The 21,019-nt window shown below is 73.1% G+C and carries 21 protein-coding genes; 3 read left to right on the forward strand and 18 right to left on the reverse strand.

Annotated elements, in window-relative coordinates; genetic code table 11:
* The first annotated feature begins 228 nt into the window (after positions 1-228).
* Positions 229-1,128, forward strand: a complete 900-nt coding sequence (locus tag AB1207_RS16920; RefSeq protein WP_367639573.1) for an aminoglycoside phosphotransferase family protein — start codon at positions 229-231, stop codon at positions 1,126-1,128.
* Between the two features lie 11 nt (positions 1,129-1,139).
* On the opposite strand, the gene AB1207_RS16925 is transcribed toward AB1207_RS16920, so the two are convergent.
* Entirely contained in the window at positions 1,140-2,276 is a 1,137-nt protein-coding gene (locus AB1207_RS16925; RefSeq protein WP_367639574.1) for a Kelch repeat-containing protein, read from the reverse strand.
* A 3-nt stretch (positions 2,277-2,279) separates the two neighbouring features.
* Positions 2,280-3,176: an oxidoreductase gene (locus AB1207_RS16930; protein WP_367639575.1), complete on the reverse strand. Its 897-nt coding sequence runs from the start codon at positions 3,174-3,176 to the stop codon at positions 2,280-2,282.
* A 102-nt stretch (positions 3,177-3,278) separates the two neighbouring features.
* Here AB1207_RS16930 and AB1207_RS16935 point away from each other — a divergent pair, with 102 nt between their 5' ends.
* Positions 3,279-4,121, forward strand: a complete 843-nt coding sequence (locus tag AB1207_RS16935; RefSeq protein WP_367639576.1) for a helix-turn-helix domain-containing protein — start codon at positions 3,279-3,281, stop codon at positions 4,119-4,121.
* On the opposite strand, the gene AB1207_RS16940 is transcribed toward AB1207_RS16935, so the two are convergent.
* The 15 genes from AB1207_RS16940 to AB1207_RS17010 all read right to left on the reverse strand — a co-directional run bounded on the left by AB1207_RS16940 (position 4,084) and on the right by AB1207_RS17010 (position 19,441).
* Positions 4,084-4,611 (reverse strand): GNAT family N-acetyltransferase, encoded by a 528-nt coding sequence (locus AB1207_RS16940; protein ID WP_367639577.1) that lies wholly within the window; start codon positions 4,609-4,611, stop codon positions 4,084-4,086. The genes AB1207_RS16935 and AB1207_RS16940 overlap by 38 nt on opposite strands.
* Positions 4,608-5,126 carry a GNAT family N-acetyltransferase gene (locus AB1207_RS16945; RefSeq protein WP_367639578.1) on the reverse strand — a complete coding sequence of 173 codons (519 nt, stop codon included), beginning with the start codon at positions 5,124-5,126 and terminating at the stop codon, positions 4,608-4,610. The genes AB1207_RS16940 and AB1207_RS16945 overlap by 4 nt, the downstream gene beginning before the upstream one ends.
* A 41-nt stretch (positions 5,127-5,167) precedes the next feature.
* A complete protein-coding gene (locus AB1207_RS16950; protein ID WP_367639579.1) occupies positions 5,168-6,130 on the reverse strand; it encodes a ketopantoate reductase family protein in 963 nt (320 codons plus the stop codon).
* Positions 6,127-6,978, reverse strand: a complete 852-nt coding sequence (locus AB1207_RS16955) for an alpha/beta fold hydrolase (protein ID WP_367639580.1) — start codon at positions 6,976-6,978, stop codon at positions 6,127-6,129. The genes AB1207_RS16950 and AB1207_RS16955 overlap by 4 nt, the downstream gene beginning before the upstream one ends.
* A 10-nt stretch (positions 6,979-6,988) precedes the next feature.
* On the reverse strand, positions 6,989-8,710 hold the full coding sequence (locus AB1207_RS16960; RefSeq protein ID WP_367639581.1) for a DUF885 domain-containing protein: 1,722 nt from the start codon (positions 8,708-8,710) through the stop codon (positions 6,989-6,991).
* 25 nt (positions 8,711-8,735) lie between these two features.
* Positions 8,736-9,434, reverse strand: coding sequence for an SDR family NAD(P)-dependent oxidoreductase (locus AB1207_RS16965; protein ID WP_367639582.1), 699 nt, complete (start codon positions 9,432-9,434; stop codon positions 8,736-8,738).
* Complete coding sequence (locus tag AB1207_RS16970) at positions 9,431-10,294, reverse strand: MurR/RpiR family transcriptional regulator (RefSeq protein WP_367639583.1); 864 nt, start codon at positions 10,292-10,294, stop codon at positions 9,431-9,433. The genes AB1207_RS16965 and AB1207_RS16970 overlap by 4 nt, the downstream gene beginning before the upstream one ends.
* A 36-nt stretch (positions 10,295-10,330) precedes the next feature.
* The gene (locus AB1207_RS16975) at positions 10,331-11,278 is read right to left on the reverse strand and encodes an isoaspartyl peptidase/L-asparaginase family protein (protein ID WP_367639584.1); all 948 of its coding nucleotides are present in this window, start codon (positions 11,276-11,278) and stop codon (positions 10,331-10,333) included.
* Positions 11,278-12,111, reverse strand: coding sequence for a M55 family metallopeptidase (locus AB1207_RS16980; protein WP_367639586.1), 834 nt, complete (start codon positions 12,109-12,111; stop codon positions 11,278-11,280). The genes AB1207_RS16975 and AB1207_RS16980 overlap by 1 nt, the downstream gene beginning before the upstream one ends.
* Positions 12,108-13,229 (reverse strand): ABC transporter ATP-binding protein, encoded by a 1,122-nt coding sequence (locus tag AB1207_RS16985; protein ID WP_367639587.1) that lies wholly within the window; start codon positions 13,227-13,229, stop codon positions 12,108-12,110. The genes AB1207_RS16980 and AB1207_RS16985 overlap by 4 nt, the downstream gene beginning before the upstream one ends.
* Positions 13,226-14,218, reverse strand: a complete 993-nt coding sequence (locus AB1207_RS16990) for an ABC transporter ATP-binding protein (protein WP_367639588.1) — start codon at positions 14,216-14,218, stop codon at positions 13,226-13,228. Before AB1207_RS16990 ends, AB1207_RS16985 begins: the two co-directional genes overlap by 4 nt.
* A gap of 2 nt (positions 14,219-14,220) precedes the next feature.
* Positions 14,221-15,111: an ABC transporter permease gene (locus AB1207_RS16995; RefSeq protein ID WP_367639589.1), complete on the reverse strand. Its 891-nt coding sequence runs from the start codon at positions 15,109-15,111 to the stop codon at positions 14,221-14,223.
* Positions 15,108-16,067 (reverse strand): ABC transporter permease, encoded by a 960-nt coding sequence (locus AB1207_RS17000; RefSeq protein ID WP_367639590.1) that lies wholly within the window; start codon positions 16,065-16,067, stop codon positions 15,108-15,110. The genes AB1207_RS16995 and AB1207_RS17000 overlap by 4 nt, the downstream gene beginning before the upstream one ends.
* Before the next feature lie 106 nt (positions 16,068-16,173).
* A complete protein-coding gene (locus tag AB1207_RS17005; protein ID WP_367639591.1) occupies positions 16,174-17,736 on the reverse strand; it encodes an ABC transporter substrate-binding protein in 1,563 nt (520 codons plus the stop codon).
* A gap of 178 nt (positions 17,737-17,914) precedes the next feature.
* The gene (locus tag AB1207_RS17010) at positions 17,915-19,441 is read right to left on the reverse strand and encodes an FAD-dependent monooxygenase (RefSeq protein ID WP_367639592.1); all 1,527 of its coding nucleotides are present in this window, start codon (positions 19,439-19,441) and stop codon (positions 17,915-17,917) included.
* Positions 19,442-19,545: 104 nt separating this feature from the next.
* On the opposite strand from AB1207_RS17010, the gene AB1207_RS17015 reads away from it, so the two are divergent.
* The gene (locus tag AB1207_RS17015; RefSeq protein WP_367639593.1) at positions 19,546-19,728 is read left to right on the forward strand and encodes a hypothetical protein; all 183 of its coding nucleotides are present in this window, start codon (positions 19,546-19,548) and stop codon (positions 19,726-19,728) included.
* Positions 19,729-19,738: 10 nt separating this feature from the next.
* On the opposite strand, the gene AB1207_RS17020 is transcribed toward AB1207_RS17015, so the two are convergent.
* Positions 19,739-20,998 (reverse strand): phophatidylserine decarboxylase associated domain-containing protein, encoded by a 1,260-nt coding sequence (locus tag AB1207_RS17020; RefSeq protein WP_367639594.1) that lies wholly within the window; start codon positions 20,996-20,998, stop codon positions 19,739-19,741.
* Positions 20,999-21,019: the final 21 nt, after the last annotated feature.

The raw sequence follows: 21,019 nt of genomic DNA on the forward strand, positions 1-21,019 counted from the left end.
CGTGCTGGTCGCGGTGGTGTCGACCCGCGACCAGCACGGCCCCGTGCCCTCGGCCGTCGTCGCCGACTGCCGGTGACCTGGCGGCGGGCCGGGGGTGTGCAGGAACGCTGCACCCATCCCGTCCACACTCGCTCGCAACCGGCGTGTCGCGCCCGGACGGCGCGATGGCTGCAGCGTTCCCGCACAACGCTGTTGCGGGTGACCGACGTCGCGCGGCAGCCTGGGCGGGTGGACGTCGCCCACGCACGCCGCCTCGTACCCGCCGGGTTGCGGGAGAGCCCGGCCCTCACGGGGCCGGACGCGCAGCGCTGGCTCGACGGGCTCCCCGACCTCGTCGCCGCCTCGTGCGCACGGTGGTCGCTGGAACCCGACGACGGAGTTCCCGCGCACGGCGCCCACGCCCTCGTCCTGCCCGTGCGCCGGGACGGCGAGGCCTGCGTGCTGAAGCTCTCCCACCGGGACGACGACGTCCGCGGTGAGGCGACCGCACTGCGGACCTGGGCCGGCCGCGGGGCGGTCCGGCTCCTGGACTACGACGTGGAGGGTGACGTCCTGCTCCTCGAGCGGCTGGACGCCTCCCGCAGCCTGGTCGACTGCCCGCCCGAGGAGGTGAGCCGCGCGGTGGGCCGGTTGCTGCGCGAACTCGCGGTGCCCGCACCCGACGGGACGCCGACCACGGCGGCGGAGGCCGAGCAGATCGCCCGCACGGTCGGGGACCGGCAACGACGGCTGAGGAACCCCCTCCCGGAGCGGTGGGTGGAGGCGTCCCGGCGGGCGGCGGAACGCCTCAGCGGGCGCGCCGGGGCGCAGACCCTCGTGCACGCGGACCTCACCCCGGACAACGTCCTGCGGCGCCCGGGCGCGGGTCGGGTCGTCGTGGACCCGAAACCCCTGGCCGGTCCGCCGGAACGCTCGATGCCCGAACTCCTCTGGAGGCTCGTCGACCACCCCGCGGGGCGCGACCTGCCGGCCCTGCTGCGGTCGATCTGCGCGGCGGGCGGCCTGGACGAGGGGCTCGCGCGGGAGTGGGTCGTGGCGCGCACCGTCGACTACTGGTCGTGGGCCGTCGACGTCGGGCTGACGACCGACCCGGTGCGGTGCCGCACCGTCGTGGCCGCGCTGGTCTGACGCCGACCGGGTCAGGCCATCTCGAAGGACCACCCGGTGCGGTGCATCGCGTCGTCCCAGACGACGAGGCGCTCCCCCGCCCACGCGGCGGTGGGGATCGTCGTCGCCTCGACGTCCGGTAGTTCCGGCAGCGCCGTCCAGGTCTCGCCGTCCAGGACCGCGAACCGGCCGCCCAGACCGACGGCGACGCGGCCGGGGCCGACCACCACCTGCGGCGTCCAGCCGCCGGTCGTCAGGGCGGTCGGCACCTCGACCGCCGACGACGAGCCGTCCTGCGGATCGACGAGGTCCAGCTGCCGGACGTCGTCCGGGAACCCGTCCTGCGAGGACCCCCTGAGCCGGACGAGTCGGCTGCCGTCCCAGCTCCCGAGGGGAGTGGAGCCGGGTGCCGACGCCGCCAGTGCCGTCGGCCGCCACCGGTCCGCCTGCGGGTCGTACGCGTGGACGGGGGTGACGTCGCCGCCGGCGGGCACCAGGGTCGACTCGACGAGCAGCTCGCCACCGGCCCACGCCAGGTGGCAGGTCTCCCCCGAGTCGGGGCCGGGAACACGGCTGGTCCTGGTCGCTCCCGTCGACGGGTCCCACGCCCAGAGGGTGTGCGGGACGGGCTGTCCGCTGCCGTCCGTCCCGACGCAGAGGACTTCCGTGCCGGACCAGGACGCGGGCGCGTAGACGAGGAGGCCGTTCTCAGGGGCCCGACCTGTCTGGTCCGTGGCGGGGTCGAACCAGGTCCCCCCGTCCGTCAGGAGCCGACCGGTCCAGGCGGGCCCGTGGTGGAACACGTTGCCCCCGGTGAGCCTGCGCCACGTCCTCGACACCGGGTCGAACGCACCGCTGCCGTCGAGCGGTTCCGTCTCGGGCGGGACGCACAAGGCCCCCGGCGGACAGCTGACCGGTGGCCCGACCTCGCGGCCGACGCCGCCGGTCACGAGGAGCTCGGTGCCCGTCCAGGTGAGCGTCGGCGCGCGGCGCGGGCTCACCGGTGTCGCAGGCAGCTCCCGCCACCCACCCGTGAGGACCGTCAGCTCACCGGGCCACGCCGGGCTCTCACCCGGCGATCCACCGGCCGAACGACCGCACGCCGTGAGCGCGCCGACGGCGGACAGGGCCAGGAGCTCGCGACGGCGCAGCACGCCGCTGGGACGCACCGCCTACGGGCGCGGTTCCGGCGCCGTCGTGCCGAGCGCGTCGAGCGCCGCCACCGCGTCGGACGGCAACGGCTCGGCCGCGCCGGCGACGTTCTCGCGCAGGTGCGCGACCGAGGACGTCCCGGGGATGAGCAGGACGTTGGGCGATCGCTGCAGCAGCCAGGCGAGGGCGACGGACAGACGGGACCGGCCCAGCCCGGCGGCGACGTCGTCGAGCGTCCGGGACTGCAGCGGGGAGAACCCGCCGAGCGGGAAGTAGGGGACGTAGGCGATGCCGCGCTCGCGCGTCGCGCGGAGGAGTTCCTCGTCCTCGCGGTGCGCGACGTTGTACAGGTTCTGGACGCAGACGACGGGGGCGATGGCCTGCGCCTCGTCGAGCTGGGCGAGGTCGACGGTGCTGAGGCCGAGGTGGCGGACGAGTCCCTGCGCGCGGAGCTCGGCGAGGGCTCCGAACCGCTCGGCGATCGAGCCCGGCACCGCGGAGTGGCCGTCGGCGCCGCCGCCGACGCGCAGGTTGACGACCTCGAGCGCGTCGACGCCCAGGGTGCGCAGGTTCTGGTGCACCTGGGCGACGAGCTGGTCGGGGTCGGTGGCCGGGATCCAGGCCCCGCTCCCGTCGCGGACGGCGCCGACCTTCGTCACGACGTGCACCGAGTCGGCGGGGGTGAACGCCTCGCGGACCAGCTCGTTGACGACGTGGGGGCCGTAGAAGTCGGCGGTGTCGACGTGGTTCACGCCGAGCTCCGGCAGGGCTCGGAGCACGGCGAGGGCTTCGTCGCGGTCCCGCGGCGGGCCGAAGACGCCCGGGCCGGCGAGCTGCATGGCGCCGAACCCCGTGCGGGCGAGGTCGAGGTCGCCGACGGGGAAGGTTCTGCGTGCGGTGTCGTGGGTGGTGGTCATGCCGACAGGCTGCGCCTGGACCAGGGCCGTCAGGCAGCACCGGCCCGTTCCTGGGACTGCGGGGACCAGGCTGCTCCTGGGATCCGCGCCTACGCTGGTCCGGTGCCGCAGAACCCCCTGGGTGAGTTCCTCCGCGCCCGGCGCGAACTCCTCGACCCCACCGACGTCGGGGTCCGGGTGACCGGTGTGCGCCGAACCCCCGGGCTGCGGCGCGAGGAGGTGGCCACGCTCGCGGGCATCAGCGCCGACTACTACCTGCGGCTCGAGCAGGGGCGGGACCGGAACCCGTCGCGACAGGTCCTGCAGGCCGTCGCGCGGGTGCTGCAGCTCGACGCCGCAGGGACCGACCACCTCCTGAGCCTGGCGACGCCGGGAGGACCCGGCCCGCGGCGGCGGCCACGGGACGTCGTCCCGGTGGGCACGCGGCAGCTGCTCGACGCGCTCGACCTGCCCGCGTTCGTCGAGGACCGCACGTTCGAGGTGCTGGCGGCGAACCCACTGGCGTCGGCGCTGTGGCCCTCGTTGCGCGTCGGGCAGAACCGGTTGCGCGCGGTGTTCCTCGACGAGGCGGAGCGCGCGGTCGTGCTCGACCCCGAGCAGGCGCGTGCGGGGATGGTCGCCGCGTTCCGTGCGTCCGTCGGTGCCGGGACGGACGACCCGCGGGTGGCCCGGCTCGTCGGGGAACTCTCCCTGGCCAGCCCGGAGTTCGCCCGGCTCTGGGCGCGGCACGACGTGCGCGACCTGGCCGGTGGGACGGCCCGGTTGCAGCACCCGGAGGTGGGTCTGCTGGAACTGCGCCGCGAGAAGCTGGCCGTCGGCGGGACGGACGGGCAACTGCTCGTCGTCTACCACGCCGAGCGGGGTTCGACGTCGGCGCAGGCCCTGGCCCTGCTCGGGTCCCTGGCGCTCAGCCGGACGTCGGACGGGACGGCACCGCGTACTTGAAGCCCCGGTGGGACCCGGCGAAACCCAGCCGTTCGTAGAACCGGTGGGCGTCGGTGCGGGCGTTGTCGGACGTCAGCTGGACGAGCGAGGAACCCGTCGCGGGGGCGGCGACGTCGGTGACCCAGCGCATGAGCGCCGTGCCGATCCCACCCGACCGCAGGGTGCTGCGCACCCGCACCGCCTCGACGAGCAGCCGCGCCGAACCACGCCGCGCCATGCCGGGGATCCGGGTGAGCTGCAGGGTTCCGACCACGTCCTCCCCCACGACGGCCACGAGGAGGTCGTTGGAGGGGTCGGCGAGGATCTCCAGCAGCGCCGCGCGGTAGAGGGGTTCGTCCGCCTCGGACGCTCGGTCACCGCGGGCGGCGCTCACGGGATCGTCGGCGAGCAACCCCACCACCGCGTGCAGGTCGTTCTCGTCGGCGTGGCGCAGCGAGACCTCCCCGCCCCGGACCGGCAGGACGACCGGCAGCGTGAGCACGGCGATCACCGGACCACCTCCGGTGCCTCGCGGTCGAGCCGGTACGTCACCTGGTGCAGGCCCTGGCCGTCGACGTGGGTTCCCGTGCGGTGCGCACCGAGCCGCTCCACGGCCCGCTGGGACCGCACGTTGTCGGCGTGCACGGTGAACACCACGCTCGGCAGAAGGGCGAACGCGTGGTCCAGCATGAGCCGCTTCACCTCTCCGTTCCACCGCCCGCCCCAGCGGGAGCGGGCCAGGAACGTCCAGCCGATCTCCACTGCGTCCAGCCCGCGCAGCACGTACCGCGACGTCCCGAACACCTTCCCGTCCGCCCGGTCCTCCGCGACCAGCGCACCGCCGGAGGCGAGCGCCTCCTCGAACCAGGCGCGGAACCCAGGTTCCTCGGTGCGGTCCTTCGCCGGGTGCTGCTCCCACAGCAACGGGTCGGCGGCGATGCGGCGCAACGGCTCCGCGTCGTCCGCACGCAGCGGCCGCAGCAGGACGAGGTCGCTCGCGAGCACCGGTTGCCGGTCGAAGGCCATGCCCGGACGCTACCGCGCGCGTCCCCGACCGGCGGTGGACGTCAGGCCGGCGACCCGCGCCGCGACGCCACGAACCGGGCGAGCTCGTCGAGGTTCGCCACCTCGCAGGTCCGCCGGCCCTCCTCGATGTCGTGGACCATCTCCACGATCCGGTCGAAGACCGGACCCTGGATGTCCTTGTGCACCTCGTCGACCTCCGTCTTGCGCTTGCGCACCACGAGGTCGCGGTAGATGCCGGAGTGGGTCTTGGCGCTGCGGCGGTTGAACGCGGCCAACCGGTCGAAGGACCCGGGCAGGTCGTCCGGCTCGAACCCGTCGAAACCTTCGACCCGGACGGGCGCCTGCGCCAGCACCTCTTCCGACAGCACCGTCATGAGTTCGCGGTACTCGGGCCGTTCCAGCGTCTCGGCGATGGGCAGGTCGGACACGGCGCCGGCCCACATCATGGCGCCGTAGACCTCCTTGCCCCACAGGAACCCGAGGACGTTGTCGGTGGGCTCGGCGTACGGCAGGACCTCGGCCAGTTCCCGCACGCGGGGGGTGATCGCCCCGCCGTCGAGCTCACCGATGCGGAACGTCGCCACGTTCCCCTGCAGGACCACCCCGGGGCCCATGAGGTCCGCCCCGACGTTGATGAAGCTGGACAGGACCCGCTCGCGGCCGACGGCCTCGACGAGGACGTCGGCGGTGAGGCCGTTCTGCACCGTGAGGACGAACCCGTCGGGGGCGAGCCGGTCGCGCAGCAGCTCCGCGGCCGAGGCGGTGTGCAGGCTCTTCACCGCGACGACGGCGCGCTCGACGGTGTCCGGCAGGTCCCCGGGCAGGATCGCGGGGATCCGGACGGTGAACTGCGCGACCGGTCCCTCGATCCGCAGCCCGTCTCGCTGGACGGCCGCGACGTGGTCGGCGTCGGCGTCGACGAGGACGACGTCGTGGCCGGCCCGGAACGCGTGGGCGCCAAGGGTCCCACCGATGGCGCCGGCGCCGATGACGAAGAGCGTCACGCCGGCACCCCCGCCGGCACGGCGCGGTCGACGAACGCGCGCAGCACGCGCTGGAACTCCTCGCGCTCCTCGTTCTGCGGGGAGTGCCCCGAGTTCTCGAACACCACCAGTTCGGCGTCCGGGACGAGGCGCGCGATCGTCTCGGACGCGCTGACGGGGGTCACCCAGTCGTGGCGGCCCACCGTCACCAGGACGGGGACGGTGAGGTTCGGCAGGTCGGGTTTGAGGTCGTAGGTGGGGAAGTTCTCCTGGAAGCACGCGTTGTGCGCCTCGTGCCGGTAGATCCCGGCCTCCACGGCGGCGGTCGACCGGGCCTCGTCGTAGTCGGCGTCGTAGAGGGGGATGAGCTCGCGCCACAGCTCCTTGAGCTCTTCGTCGCTGCGGACCGTCCCGCCCCAGTAGCGGTTGAAGTGGTCCCAGTCGATCGCCACCCTCGTCTGCCGGCGGGCGTTCTCGAAGGCGAGCTCGAGGTTCGAGCCGTCCGCGGACGTGTCGCGCAGGACCACGGCGTCCACGTGGTCGGGGTAGCGGACGGCGTACTCCAGCGCGATGAACCCGCCGTAGGAACCCCCGGCCACCGTGACGCGCTCGGCGCCGGCCCACTGCCGCAGCCCGTCGACGTCCGCGGCCCACTGCTCGTGCGAGAACGGTCCGACCCCCTCGCTGAGCCCGCAGCCGCGGGCGTCGAACACGATGACCCGGAACCGGTCGGCGAGCGGACCGAAGGTGGACCGGGGTTCGGCGAGCGAGCCGATGCCCCCGCCGCCGTGGTGGGCGATGAGGACGGGGCCGTCCTCCGGGCCCAGCACCTCGACGTTCAGGCGCGCTCCGTTGATGGTGACGTCCACGGGGTCCTCCTCAGTCCTCAGGGGTGTGCGACGCGAGGGTCGCGGTGACGTGGCGCTCGACGACGTCGCCGAGCACGGTGAGCGGGACGGGCCCGACGGAGAGGACGGTCCGGTGGAACGCGACGACGGAGAACCGGTCCCCCAGGGCCGCCTCCGCGTGGGCGCGCAGCCGGGCGATCTCGCGGCAGCCCACCATGTAGGCGAGGGCCTGGCCGGGCCAGGCCGTGTAGCGGTCGACCTCGCTCTCCACGTGCCCGCGGCTCGTGGCGGTGTTCTCGTACATGAACTCCACGGCCTGTTCCCGCGTCCAGCCGAAGTGGTGGATGCCGGTGTCGACGACGAGGCGGCAGGCCCGCAGCGCGCGGAACGACAGCATGCCCAGGCGGGCGAGGTCGTCGCTGTAGAGGCCCATCTCGTCGGCCAGCTGCTCGGAGTACAGGCCCCAGCCCTCGTTGAAGCTGCACGCCTCGACGTCCAGGTGCCGGCGGTAGCGGGGGATGTCGAGCAGTTGCGCGGAGGCGAGTTGCAGGTGGTGACCCGGGACGGCCTCGTGGAAGGACAGCGCCTCGTACTCGTAGCGGAAGTGGCTGGGGGCGTCGGCGGCCAGGACGCAGTAGGCGCCGGGCCGGCTGCCGTCGACGGCTGGGGGGCGGTAGTAGCCGAGCGCGCTGCCCGCCCCGTCGACGGGGTTGATCTCCTCGATGACGCAGTCCGGGATGCCGAGGTCCGGGAACCAGCGGGCGCGGACGGACTCGGCCCGCGCGAGGGCGGCGTGCGCGACGGCGAGGATCTCCGCGCTCGTCTGGAACCGCAGGGCGGGGTCCTCCCGCAGCCGCCGCGTGATGCGCGAGAACTCCCCCTCCCCCAGCGCGCGGGTGCCGATCTCACTCCACTGCGCCCGCATCTCCGCCAGCACGTCCAGGCCGAGCTGGTGGATCTCCTCGGGAGTGAGGTCGGTCGTCGTGTGCCGCCGGACGGCGGCCGCGTACCCCTCCCGGCCGCCGGGCACGGCGCGGATGCCGATGTCGGCCCCGTCGCGGGCCACGGGAAGCAGGTCCTCCCGCAGCCGGGCCGCCAGGGTCCGCAGGGCGGGGCGCACCTCGTCGAGGACGAGGCGGGTGGCCTCCTCCTGCGTGGCGGTGTCACCGGACGCGCGGGCCGGGGCGAGGAGGGCGTCCTCCTCCACGGCCGCGCCGAGGTGGCCCTCGAGCTGTTCCACCGCGTGCTCGACCCCGAGGCGCGTCGGGACGCGTCCGGCGGTGGCCTCCTGCGCGTAGCGGTCGGCCAGGGCGCCGAAGAACCCGGGCAGGCCCGCGAGCCGGTGTAGGTAGCGCTCGCGTCCGGCGGCGTCCGCGGTCGTCATGGCGGGCACCGCCTGGAAGACCAGGCCCTGCCGGCTGACGTAGCCCTTGGCCGAGGCGTTCGCGGCCCACAGGGAGTGCGCCGCGTCCTGCGCCGCGCCGCGGGCGAGCGCGACGAGGACGCCGCGGTCCACGATTCCGGCCTCGCTCAAGGACTCCGGGTCCAGGGCCTCCGCGGCGTCGGCCACCGCCCCGAGCTCTGCGGCGGCCCGCGCGCTCGCCTCCCGCGAGGGGTCTCCGGGCAGGTGGTCGAACTCCGTCAGGCCGAGCAGGGTCGCGTTGTACGGGTCGTAGGTGTGCTGGGCGTGGAAGTAGCGCTCGCCGAGCGCCGCCAGCTGGTCGGCGGCCGTCCCGGGGGTGGTGGTGGTCACAGGGTTTCCGTCCTCGCGGGGCCCCTCAGAAGAGGGAGTGCCCGCCGTCGATGGAGAGGGTCTGGCCGCTGACCCAGGACGCGTCCGGGTCGGCGAAGAACAGGACGCCGCGGGCGATGTCGTCCGGCGTCCCCGTGCGGCGCACCGCGATGCGCTCCAGGAGGGCCTGCTGGCCCGCGGTCCCGTAGGAGTCCCACTGCGCCTGCGTGGTGGGGTTGGAGAGGACGAACCCGGGCGCGATGCAGTTCGCCGTGATGCCGAACGGGCCGAGTTCGTGGGCCAGCTGCCGGGTGAAGCCGATCTGCGCGGCCTTGGCGGTCGTGTAGGCCTGGATGCCGGTGAGGCTGACGCTGCGGCCCGCGCCGGAGGAGATGGTGACGATGCGCCCGAAACCCCGGCGCTTCATGGAGCGGGCCGCGGCCCTCGTGCAGTTCCGCATGGTCACGACGTTGGCCGCGACGACGGCGTCCCAGGCGTCGTCCGCGAGCTCGTCGATGGGGGTGTGGGTCTGGCCGACGACGCCACCGGCGCAGTTGACGAGGACGTCGACGTCCCCGACCTGCGCGAAGAACTCCTCGACCGCGCGGGTGTCCGCGAGGTCGACCTCGTCGCGGTCGACGCCGCGCACCGCGGCGCCGGCGTCCTGCAGCCGGTCGGCGATGGCCCGGCCGATGCCCTGGGCGGTGCCGGTGACGACCGCGGTCCGGCCCGTCAGTCCACTCACGTGCTCTCCTCGGTGCTCCGGTGGGCACGGGCGATCTGCACCGTGTCCTCCCACTGCTTCATGCGGTCGATGCCCCGGTCCCCGGTGGCGAGCAGGACGGCCTCGACGAGGGCCTCGACGAGGGCGATCGTGCCCACGACGGAGTCGAAGGGCAGGCCGTCCACCGGCACCGGGAGCACGACGTCCGCGCTCTCCGTCGCCGGCGACAGGCCCGGGTCGGTGATGACGACGACCTTCGCGCCGCGGCCCTTGGCGATCGCCGCGGCCTGCTTCGCGGTCAGCTCGTAGCGGCGGAAGTCGAAGACGACCGCCACCGATCCCGGGCACAACCGCAGGAGCTTGCCGATGTCGTGCCCGACCGGCTGCGCCACGAAGTCGACGGCGGGGACGACCTGGTCCAGCTGCGTCGCCAGCAGCTCGGCCGAGAACCGGCTGAAGTAGCCGCCCATCACCACGACCTGCTTGGCCTTCCCCGCCAGGGCCTCGACGGCCCGGTCGAACTCGCTGGGCGGGACGGAGGCCGCGAGCTGCTCCACGAGCCCGAGGCGTTCGGTGATCGCCGCTTGGAACACCGGGCGCTCGGCGTGCTCGCGGGCACCCTCCACCGTCCGGTTCACCGGACTGCTCATGCGGTGGGTGACCTCCTCGCGCAGCCGCCGCTGGAAGTCCGGGTACCCGCCGATGCCGAGCCTCGTCACGAGGCGCAGCACGGTGGGCGTGCTCGTGCCGGCGGCCTTGGCGACGGCCGCAGCGCTCTCCAGCCCGGCGCTGGGCCAGGAGGCCAGGAGGACGCGCGCCACCTTCTTCTCGGCGGGGCTCAGCTCGCCCATGCGGGCGAAGATCTCCTCGTCGATGGTCATGGTGCTCTCCTCGAGGACGTGCACGACGGCGCCCGCTCAGGTCAGCAGGACGAGTCCGTCCTGCCCCTCGAAGGCGGCGAACATGGTGGGCGAGTTGTGGGCGGCCACGACGCTACCGTCGGGCGCGACCGCGACGAGGCCGCCGCTGGCACCCTTGGTCGTCAGCTCCGCCAGCACCGTGTCCCGCACCGCGTCCGGCAGCGTGGCGCCGAGGTAGCGCATCCGGGCGGCGATGTCGTACGACACGACGCCGCGGATGAAGGCCTCGCCCTCGCCCGTGCAGGACACGGCGAGGGAGTCGCCGCGGGCGTAGGTCCCGGCGCCGATGACGGGGCTGTCGCCGACCCGGCCCGCGCTCTGCGCGGCCATGCCGCCCGTCGAGGTCGCCGCGGCGACCCGTCCGTGCCGGTCGCGCGCGACGGCGCCGACCGTGCCGTGGCGGGGGGCGGCCAGGCGCAGGGCGTGGATGCGGTCGAGCTGCTCCCGCCGGGCCTGGGTGACGAAGTACTCCTGCTCGCGGACCTCGAGGTCCCAGCCGGTCGCCAGGTCGCGGGAGGGGTCGACGAGCAGCAGGTGCGTGCTGTTCTCCAGCACCGCGCGGGCGAGCCGCACGGGGTTCTTGGCGTGCCGGGACACCGCGACGGCACCGGCCCGGCCCTCGTCGTCCATGACGGCCGCGTCGTGCTCGACGGTGCCGTCCGCAGCCAGGGCCGCACCGCGGCCGGCGTTGAACAGGGGGTCGTCCTCCAACTGCTCGACCGCCGCGCAGACGGCGTCGAGCGCCGTCCCGCCGTCGGCCAGCACGGCGCGACCGGCCCCGTGGGCGCGGCGCAACCCGGACTCGAACGACTCGCGCCGCTCGGCGGACAGTTCCTCGATGCGTCCCCCGGCCCCGCCGTGCAGGGCCAGGGCGAACGGCCCGGCCGCGGGCACGTGCCACAGCCTCGTCTCGACCGGGCGCGCCACCATCTCCTCGTCGCGCATCAGCGGCCACCTGCCTGACGGGTGATGTAGTTGACGGCCACGAACGACCGGAAGACGGACAGCAGGTCCTCCCCCTGGATCCGCACCTCGCGCGTCCCGGTGCGTTCCGCCCCGCGCGCCCAGGTGGCGACGTCGGCCATGTCGGCGGTCTGGACGTCCAGGTCGAGGACGGCGGGGCGTTCGACCCGCGGCAGCGAGACCTCGCCCGCCGCGACCCGGCGCACGGCCTCCTCGGCGCCGGCCCGGATGAGGCGGCACGACTCGCTCGGGTGCAGGTTCAGGGCGCTGGCCCGGGTGATCGACTGCTTCGTCACGACGTTCACCGCGCCCTGCGCGAAGGGGGCGGTCTCCTCCCACGTCACCTCGTCGCCCGAGACGAACGCGATGGGGACGCCGTAGTGGTCGGCGACGAGGGCGTTGATGCCGCTCTCGCCCACCGCGCGGCCGTTGAGGCGCGCGCCGGAGAAGACCTCGGGGTTGTAGGTGTGCGACATCGCCGAGGCCTCCCCGGAGATCGACCCGTGGTACCCGACGAAGAACGCGGCGTCCACGGTCTCGTCGAGCCCCTGCATCATGTACATCGGCTTGTGCCGACCGGACAGGTACTTCGCCTCTCCGGCGATCCTGCGCGGGTCGAGGTTCGCCATGCGGCTGTGGGAGTCGTTGAGGACGACCTCGGTCGCCCCGCCGGCGACCGCGCCCTCGATCGCGGCGTTCACCTCGTCCTGCAGCAGCGCGCAGCCCAGCGCGTACCCGGGACTGCCGGGACGGCACTGGTCCCAGTCGACGATCCCGGCGACGCCCTCCATGTCCAGCGACATCCAGACCTTCACGGTGCGGTGCTCCTCGCGTGCGGTGTTCTCGGTTCTTCGGGGTGGTCCTGCGGGACGTCATCGGGGAAGTCCTCGCGGACGTCGACGAGGGCCGTGCTCGCCGCCGGGTCGGGCGGGGCCTGGAACGCGGGCAGTTCCTCCGCGAGCAGGCACGCGCTGACGTGCCCGGGGACGACCGTCTCCAACGCCGGGTCGACCGTCCGGCAGGCGTCGACGGCGTACGGGCAGCGCGGGTTGAACCGGCACCCGGACGGGACGTCGTAGGGGCTCGGCGGTTCGCCCTCCAAGACGAAGTCCTCGTTGACGCTGCCGGCCCGCATCCGCGGGATCGAGTCGATGAGGGCCCGGGTGTACGGGTGCCGCGGGTTCGCGAACAGCTCAGCCGTGTCGGCGACCTCGACGATGCGCCCCAGGTACATGACCGCGACCCGCTGGCTGAGGTGCTGGACGACGGCCAGGTTGTGGGCGACGAACAGGATGCTCAGGCCCAGGTCGCGCTGCAGCCTCGCGAACAGGTCGAGGATCGTGGCCTGCACCGACACGTCGAGCGCGGAGACGGGTTCGTCGGCGATGAGGACGTCGGGGCGCACGGCCAGGGCCCGGGCGATGGCCAGGCGCTGACGCTGCCCGCCGGAGAACTGGCTCGGGTAGGCGTCGAGGGCGTCCTCCTCCAGCCCGACGAGGTTCAGCAGCCGGACGCTCTCCTGGCGCACCTGCGCGCGCGGGACCACGTCGTGCAGCAGCAGCAGTTCGCGCAGCATCGACGCCACGGAGATGCGAGGGTTCAGGGAGGAGTACGGGTCCTGGAACACCATCTGGATCCGGCGGCTCGCGTCCTTGCCGCGGCGCGCGGGCACCGGTTCCCCGTCGTGCTCGAGGGAACCCCCGCTCGGCGTCGTGCTGCCGACGAGGACCTTGGCCAGCGTGGACTTGCCGGACCCGGACTCCCCGACGAGGGCGAGGACCTCCCCGCGGCGCAGCTCGAGGTCGACCCCGTCGAGGGCGCGCAGGTCCGTGCGGTGCTCGGTCCGCGTCAACCGCGCCGCCAGCGACGGGCGCAGCTGGTAGGTCTTGGTGACGCCCGCGGCCCGCAGCACCGGGGTGGTCGTCCCGTTCACGCGGGTGCTCCTTCGAAGATGCGGTGGGTCTCGATGCACGCGGCGTCGTGTCCGGGGGCGACGAGTTCACGCGGCGGGACGGCCGCGGTGCAGGCGTCCACGGCGAACGCGCACCGGGGGGCGAACGGGCACCCCGCCGGGCGGGCGCTGAGGTTCGGGGGGAACCCGGGGATGGGGACGAGCCGTCGGTCGGGCTGGTCGAAGTCGGGGGCGGAGTCGAGCAGCCCCTTCGTGTACGGGTGCCGCGGGTCGCCGAGGACGTCGCGGACGGACCCGGACTCCACGACGTGGCCGGAGTACATGACCGCTACGTCCGAGCAGGTCTGGTTCACGACGGCGAGGTCGTGGGTGACGAACACCAGCGCGGTACCGGTGTCGTCGCACAACCCCTCCAGGACCTTGAGCACCTGGTGCTGGACGGTGACGTCGAGCGCGGTCGTGGGTTCGTCGCACAGCAGCAGCCGCGGTCCGCACGCGACGGCCATCGCGATCATGATGCGCTGGCGCAGCCCGCCGGACAGTTCGTGCGGGTAGGCGCGTGCCCGCCGGACGGGGTCCGGGATCCCGGTGCGGGCCATCGTCTCCACCGCCAGCTGGGCGGCGTCGGCCTTCGACAGCCCGAGGTGGCGCCGAGGGCCCTCCGCGACCTGGTCCCCGACGCGGACGACGGGGTTGAGCGCGGTCATCGGCTCCTGGAAGACCATCGCGATCTCCGGGCCCATGAGGCGGCGGCGCTGCGCCGCCGGCATCCCGACGAGTTCGCGGCCGTCGTAGCGGATGCTGCCGGAGAGCACCTCGACGCCCCGCGGGAGCAGCCCGGCGACGGCACGCAGCGTGAGCGACTTGCCGGACCCGGACTCCCCGACGATCCCGAACCGTTCCCCGGCGGCGACCTCGAGCGAGAGGTCCTCCACGATGCGGGTGTCGGGGCGGTTGCGCCGGCGGACGCCGAGGGTGAGGTCGGAGACGCTGAGCAGGGAAGCGGCCACGGTCACTTCCTCCTCTCCGGGTTCAGGAGGTCGGAGATCCCGTCGCCGAGCCAGGACAGACCGAGACTCGTGACGACGACGACGAGACCGGGGATGGTCGCCTGCTGCCACTGGGTGGTGATGAACTCCTGGCCGTCGTTGATCATCGAACCCCACTCCGCCGTCGGCGGGGCGATGCCGAGGCCGAGGTACCCCAGGGTGACGATCGCCATGATGTCCATGACGATGTCGCTCATCCCGTAGATGACGGCCTGGGACAGGACGTTCGGGCCGATGTGCCGGACGAGGATGCGCGCGTGCGACATGCCGCCGAGGCGGGCCGCGACCACGTAGTCCTGCTCCTTGGCGACGAGGACCTCGCCGCGGACGATCTTGGCGTAGGAGACCCAGGAGACGGCGGCGATGGCGATGTAGATGCTGAACTCGCCGGACCCGAAGACGAAGACCAGGACGATGACCATGACGTAGAACGGGAAGGCGAAGAACACGTCGACGACGCGCATGAGCACGGTGTCGAGCCAGCCCCCGGCGTAGCCGGCGATCCCGCCGACGACGGTGCCGACGACGAACGGGATGAGGACCGCGAGGAACCCGACCCGCAGGTCGACCCGGGCGCCCCAGATGAGCCGGGACAGCACGTCGCGGCCGTACTTGTCGGTGCCGAGCAGGTGCTCGCCCGACGGGGACTGCAACGCGTTCGCCAGGTCCTGCTCCACCGGGTCGTAGGGGGCGAGCACCGGGGCGAGGACCGCGACGAGGACGAGCAGCCCGACGATGACACCCCCGGCGACGAGGGAACCGTTGCGGTACCAGGGCTGCAGCGAGCGCGACCGGGATCGGGTGGCCCGGCGCCGGGCGCTGCGCTCGACGAGGAGCGCGGTGGGGGTGCTCATGCGCGGGCCGTCCGGCTGAGGTCGACCCGGGGGTCGAGGAGCGTGTAGACGACGTCGGTGAGGATGCCGACGACGACCACGAACAACGCGACGAACAGGGTGACGCCCTGGATCGTCGGGAAGTCGCGGGTGAAGATCGAGTTGATCATCAGAGACCCCAGACCGGGCAGCGCGAACACGCGCTCGATGACGAGGGAACCGCCGACGAGGTACCCGAGGTTGACGCCGATGATCGAGACGGTGGGGATGGCGGCGTTGCGCAGGACGTGGCCGCGGAACAGCTGCACCCCCGAGGCCCCCTTCATCTTCGCGGTCCCGACGTACTCCGAACCCAGCACGGAGATCATCGACGAGCGCAGGCTGCGGATGATGGTCGGCGACATGGCGATCGCGAGCGTCACCGCCGGCAGGAACAGGTGGTACAGGTGCTCCAGCGCCGTGTCGCCGTACCCGCCGACGGGGAAGGCCCGCAGGCTGACGCCCAGCAGCAGGATGAGCATGATGCCCACCCAGAACTGCGGCATGCCCTGACCGACGAGGGTGAAACCCCGCACACCCAGGTCGCGGGCGCCGCCGGGGCGGAACGCGGCGAGGGCGGCGAGCGGCACGCTGATGAGCAGGGCCAGCACGAGCGCGTACAGCAGCAGGGTCAGCGTCACCGGGATCGCCTCGAGGACGAGCTGGGTGACCGGGAGCTGGTAGGTCAAGCTGGTGCCGAGGTCGCCGTGGGCGAGCTGGCCGAGGAAGAGCAGGTACTGCCGCCACAGCGGTTCGTCGAGGCCGAGCCTCGCCGTGAGCGCGGCGACGCTCTGCTCGGTCGCGCGTTCCCCCAGCAGGGCCAGGGCCGCGTTGCCGGGGAGGAGGTGGGCCAGGAGGAAGACGATGAGCGTGACGCCGAAGGCGACGGGGATGGACTGCACGAGACGGCCGGGGATGAACCGCAGACGGTGGCTCACCGTCCCACCTCCTTGTTCACGTCGGGGGGGTTCACGAGGGGGTTCGCGAAGGGGTTTCGCAGCGTGGCGGGACGGGGGCGGGGTGTTCCCCGCCCCCGTCCGGCGGTCACTGCTTCTTGGAGACGTCCTGGAGCAGGTACCCGCCCAGCGGCGTCACGTGGAACCCCTGGACCTTGCTCGTCGAGGCGTAGACGTACGGCGAGTAGTAGAGGTAGGCCAGGAACGCGTCCTCGCTCGTCTTCTGCTGGAGCTGGGTGTAGAGCTCCTGCCGCTTGGCGCTGTCGGTCTCCTTCTGCGCCTGCGCGTTGATGGCGACGACCTCGGGGTTGTCGTAGGAGGTGAACGCCGACTTCGAACCGCCCTGCGGGTCGACCGCGAAGGACGTCCACTGGTCGGGGTCGGGGATGTCCATCGTCCAGGCGGAGATGGTCATGTCGAAGTCCGACGCCAGCCGGGCCTGCTTGTTCGCCGTCGGGTCGAGCTGCTTGATCTCCATCGTGATGCCGATGTCCTTCAGCTCCGACTGCATGATCTGCGCGACCGAGGCCTGGTTCGGGTTCCCCGAGGCGATGAGCAGCGTCGTGGTGAAACCGTCCGGCTTCGAGGACTGCGCGAGCTCGGCCTTGGCCTTGGCGACGTCGAAGGTGGCACCGCCGGCGTTCTTGTCGTAGTACGGCGTGCCGGGGGAGAGCAGGGAGTTCGCGGCCTCGCCGTTGCCGAACAGGACGGCCTTCACGAGGGACTCGCGGTCGATGGCGTAGGAGATCGCGCGGCGGACGTGGACGTCGTCGAACGGGGCGCGGGCCTGGTTGAAGGCGACGTAGTCGATCTGGGTGGACGGGAACGTCTCGGCCTTGACGTCGCCCGACGCCTTCAAGGACGACAGGCTCGACCAGTCCGGCGTGTCGTCGATGTCGATCTGGCCGCCCTGGACCTGCAGCTTGCGGGTGTTCGCGTCGGGGACGACGTTCCACTGCACGCTGGACAGGTACGGCTTGCCCTTCTGCCAGTACTTCTCGTTCGCCGTGAGCTTGAGGGACTGCCCCTTCTTCCAGCCGTCCCAGACGAAGGGACCGGTACCGACGGGGGCGGTGTAGAACTCCTCGGCCGTCTTGCCGCCGTAACCCTCCGGCACGACGCCGTTGGAGAAGATCGAGAGGTCGGCGATGAGGGGCGCCCACGGGTACTTGAGCTTCACGGTGACGGTGTGGTCGTCGGTGGCCGTGACGGTGTCGATCGCCGCGTTGACGAAACCCCAGCCCTCGGCGCCGGTCTTGGTGTTCTCATCGATCGAGAACTTCACGTCCTTCGCCGTCATCGGCGTGCCGTTGGAGAACGTGACGTCGGTGCGCAGCGGGATGGTGTAGGTGAGCTGGTCGTCGGAGATGGTGTAGCCGGTGGCCAGCCAGGGTTCGAGCTTCGTGCCGTCCGCGCTGGCGTGGAACAGGGGCTCCATGATCTGTTCCATCACGCGGATGGAGTTGTTGTCGAACGTCGTCGTCTTGTCCATCGCGATGATGTCCGCCGAGCGCGCCATCGTCAGGTCGCCACCCTTGGCGGGTGCACCTCCCGCGTCGGCGCCGTCGTCGCTGCCGGCCGCGCCGCACCCACCGAGGGCGAGCGCCATCGTCAGGGCCAGGGCTCCGACCACTCCGAACCGTGTTCTCATCGGGGGCCTCACTCGTCTCTGCGCCGTGGAGGGCGCCGGGGGTTTGGGTGGGACGGGGTTCGTGCACGACCCCTGCGTCGCTGTAGCGATGGTTACAGTAGCCCCGCATTTTGTCCAGCTTGTTACGTTCGGGATACGTCGAGGTCACACTCCGCCCCTTCGGCGGGTGCGAGGGTCGTCAGGCGCGCAGGTCGTGGGCGCGGAACGCGGCGCGCAGGGTCTCGTCGTCGAGAACTCCCCCGACCGTGGGAACGGCCGCGGCGACGAAGCCGTCGGGCCGGACGAGGTACGTGCGGTCGGTCCGCCACCGGCCCGTGTCGGTGGGGAACGCGTGCGGTCCCTCGATCCAGTCCGGCAGGTCCGCGGGGCGTGCGGGGGCCGCGCCGTAGGAGTGCAACTGCCACGCGAGGGAGCGCAGGGCCGGGCGGTTCCCCTGCGTCGGGAACGCGCGTCGTCCGACGGCGCGGTCGTCCGCCCAGGCGGGCAAGGGCCTCGTGGCGACGTGGTGGTGGATCCGGTACTGGCCGACGTACCCGGCGACACGACGACCGACGGACGTTCGCACGCCCCGCGCGGCGAACGGCGCGGCCACGGTGGCGAACCCCCGTCGCACCAGGGCGGTCACGGGGTTCCTCCGGGCCATGAGGCCGAACGCCCGGTCGGTGACGCGGACCAGGCGCAGGGCGACGGGCCGCCGTTCCCGTTCGTACCGGTCGAGGGCGTCCGGGCCGGCGTGGCCGAGGACGACGTCGGCGAGGAGGTGCGCGAGGTCCTGAGCGTCCTGCAGACCGGTGTTCATCCCCTGACCGCCGACCGGGGAGTGGACGTGGGCCGCGTCACCGGCGAGGAACACCGCGCCCCGACGGAACCGCTCGGCGACGCGGTGGTGGACGCGGTACGTGGAGAACCAGTCGACGGACGCGTGGCCGACGCCGAGGTCCCTGCGCGCCGTGGCGAGAGCCTCCTCCTGTCCGACGTCCGGACTGGCGGCGATGGAGATGGCCCGGACGTGCCCGCCCGCACCGAGCGGGTAGAACACGCCGAAACCCCGGCGTCCCGCCCGCATCGTGAGGCAGTCCTCCGGCAGGCCGGTCGCGCCGCGCACGTCGGCGACCCAGAACACGGCGTCGTCGGTGACGCCCTCGAAGGCCAGGCCCAGCGAGCGGCGGACGACGGACCCGGCGCCGTCCGCACCGATGCACCAGCGGGCGCGGAGGCGGGTCATCCCGTCCGGACCGTCGAGGAGCGCGCAGACGCGGCCGTCGGGCTCGGCCGTCCGGTCGTCGAGGTCGATGAGGGCGTGGTTCCAGCGGACGTCGCGGCCGGTCGCGCCGAGGGCGCCGACGAGGAGGTCCTCCGTGCGGCTCTGCTCCAGGACGTGCAGCCCGGGGAACGGGGTCTGACCCTCCTGGGCGGCGGCGAGGTCGACCACCGCGGGGCGTCCGGGTGGGCCGATCTGCACCCGGGCGGCACGGTGCGCGCGGGCGAGGAAGTCGTCGGCGAGGCCGAGCTGGTCGTAGACCTCCACCGTCCGCGCCTGGACCGCGAGGGCACGTGACTCCGTCGTCGGGCCGGACTTCCCGTCGACGACGACGGCGCGGACACCGCGGCGGGCCAGGACGAGGGCGGCCAGGAGGCCCGTCGGGCCGGCGCCGACGACGAGGACGTCGGTGTCCTCCGCGGGCAGGTCGTCCACTCCGGTCACCTGGTCAGGATGCGCGCCCGGCGTGGCTCGTGCCAGGTCCGCCCCGCTCCCGCGCCGGCCGGATCGGTGGGAGAGTGAGGGTCCACCGTCACCAGGAGGACGCCATGACCTTCGCCATCGGTGTCGCCGTCGTCGTGCTGCTCGTCGCGCTGGTGGTGGTCCTCGCGGTCCGCGACCGCGGCCGTGACCGGTCCTCCCGCGAGGTCCCGCACCGCGACGACTGGGACGTCGCGGGCCGGGGCGGGGCAACGTTCCACGCCCACAACATGCCGGGCCCCGGCGCCTGACGCCTCGGGATCAGACCTCTCGCGTCGCGCGGGCGATGCGGGAGCGCACGTGCACGAGCGGCGTCGTGGCGGCCTCGTCGCGCGGTAGCGCCTGGACGGAGAACTCCGCCAGGGCACCGGGGCGGAACACGAGGCAGAACGTCGACCCCCCGAACTGGAACCGGCCCACCTCGTCCCCCTTCGCCAGGTGGGCTCCGGGGACGACGCCGTCGTCGAGGACGCACGAGGAGACGTCCGCCATGCCGACGGGGACGAAGGCCACCAGTCCCAGGGCGGGGTCGTCGGCGCGCAGGAGGACGACGGCGCGCGCCGCGACGTGGGCCATGTAGCCCTGCGACTGCTGCGGTTCCCTCGCCTCGGGACCCTCGCTGTCGGCCTCGGAGAAGTACGTCCCGCCGACGACGAACGCGCGCTCGACGGTGCCGGCGACGGGGGCGTGCCAGCGGTGGTAGTCGGTGGCGCTGAGGTAGGCCTGGTAGACGGTGCCGCCGACGAACTCCTCGACGGAGGGGTCACCGGCGAGCATGTCCTGCAACGAGTACGGCTGGCTCTTCAGCCAGAACTCGTCGGTGTGCTGGACGTCCCGGGCCAGCGCGTAGGGCGTCGATTCGCACGGGCTGACGACGACCCCGTCGTCGTCCGGGTCCTCCACGGGTCGTTCGCCGTCGCGGAACCGCCGGGTGAAGAAGTCGTTCCAGGACGAGAAGCCCCAGTGCTCGTCGTCGGGGTCGTGCTCGTACTGCTCGATGCCGACGGCCTCGGCTGCCGCCTGCGACATCCAGCCCGCAGCGGAGTCGTCGATGACGGAGAGGGACGCCGGGCTGTCGAGGTGCTCGCACCAGGCGTCGAGGTACTTCTCCAGGACCGCGTTGACGGCCGGGTTCCGGTAGGCGGCGAAACCCGACGGCGTCGCCGTCGTCTGGTCCAGGACGGCCTGCACGGGGGTCATGACCATCGAATCGCGGCTGAACTCGGGCGCCGTCGTCAGGACGGCGTTGAGCAGCCGCAGCAGGTCCGGCAGGTCCCGCACGTGCCGGGGCGGCCGACCCGGTCCCTCGGGGACCTCGGCGACCATCCGCTCGAGCTGCATCCGGGCCACCGCGTCCCGGGCGAGCAGCTCGTCGAACTCCGCCATGACCGGGTGCCGCTCCGGGTCGCCGTCCTCGTCGAGCCGACGGCGCAGGTTGGCGACCCAGGCCGCGACGCTCTCGGGGTCGGGCAGCCAGCCACCGTGTCGCGGAGCGTCGGACCGGGAGAGCTGGTGCGTCATGAGCGTCACGCTAGGCAGGCT

The organism is Kineococcus endophyticus (assembly GCF_040796495.1).
Lineage (GTDB): Bacteria > Actinomycetota > Actinomycetes > Actinomycetales > Kineococcaceae > Kineococcus > Kineococcus endophyticus.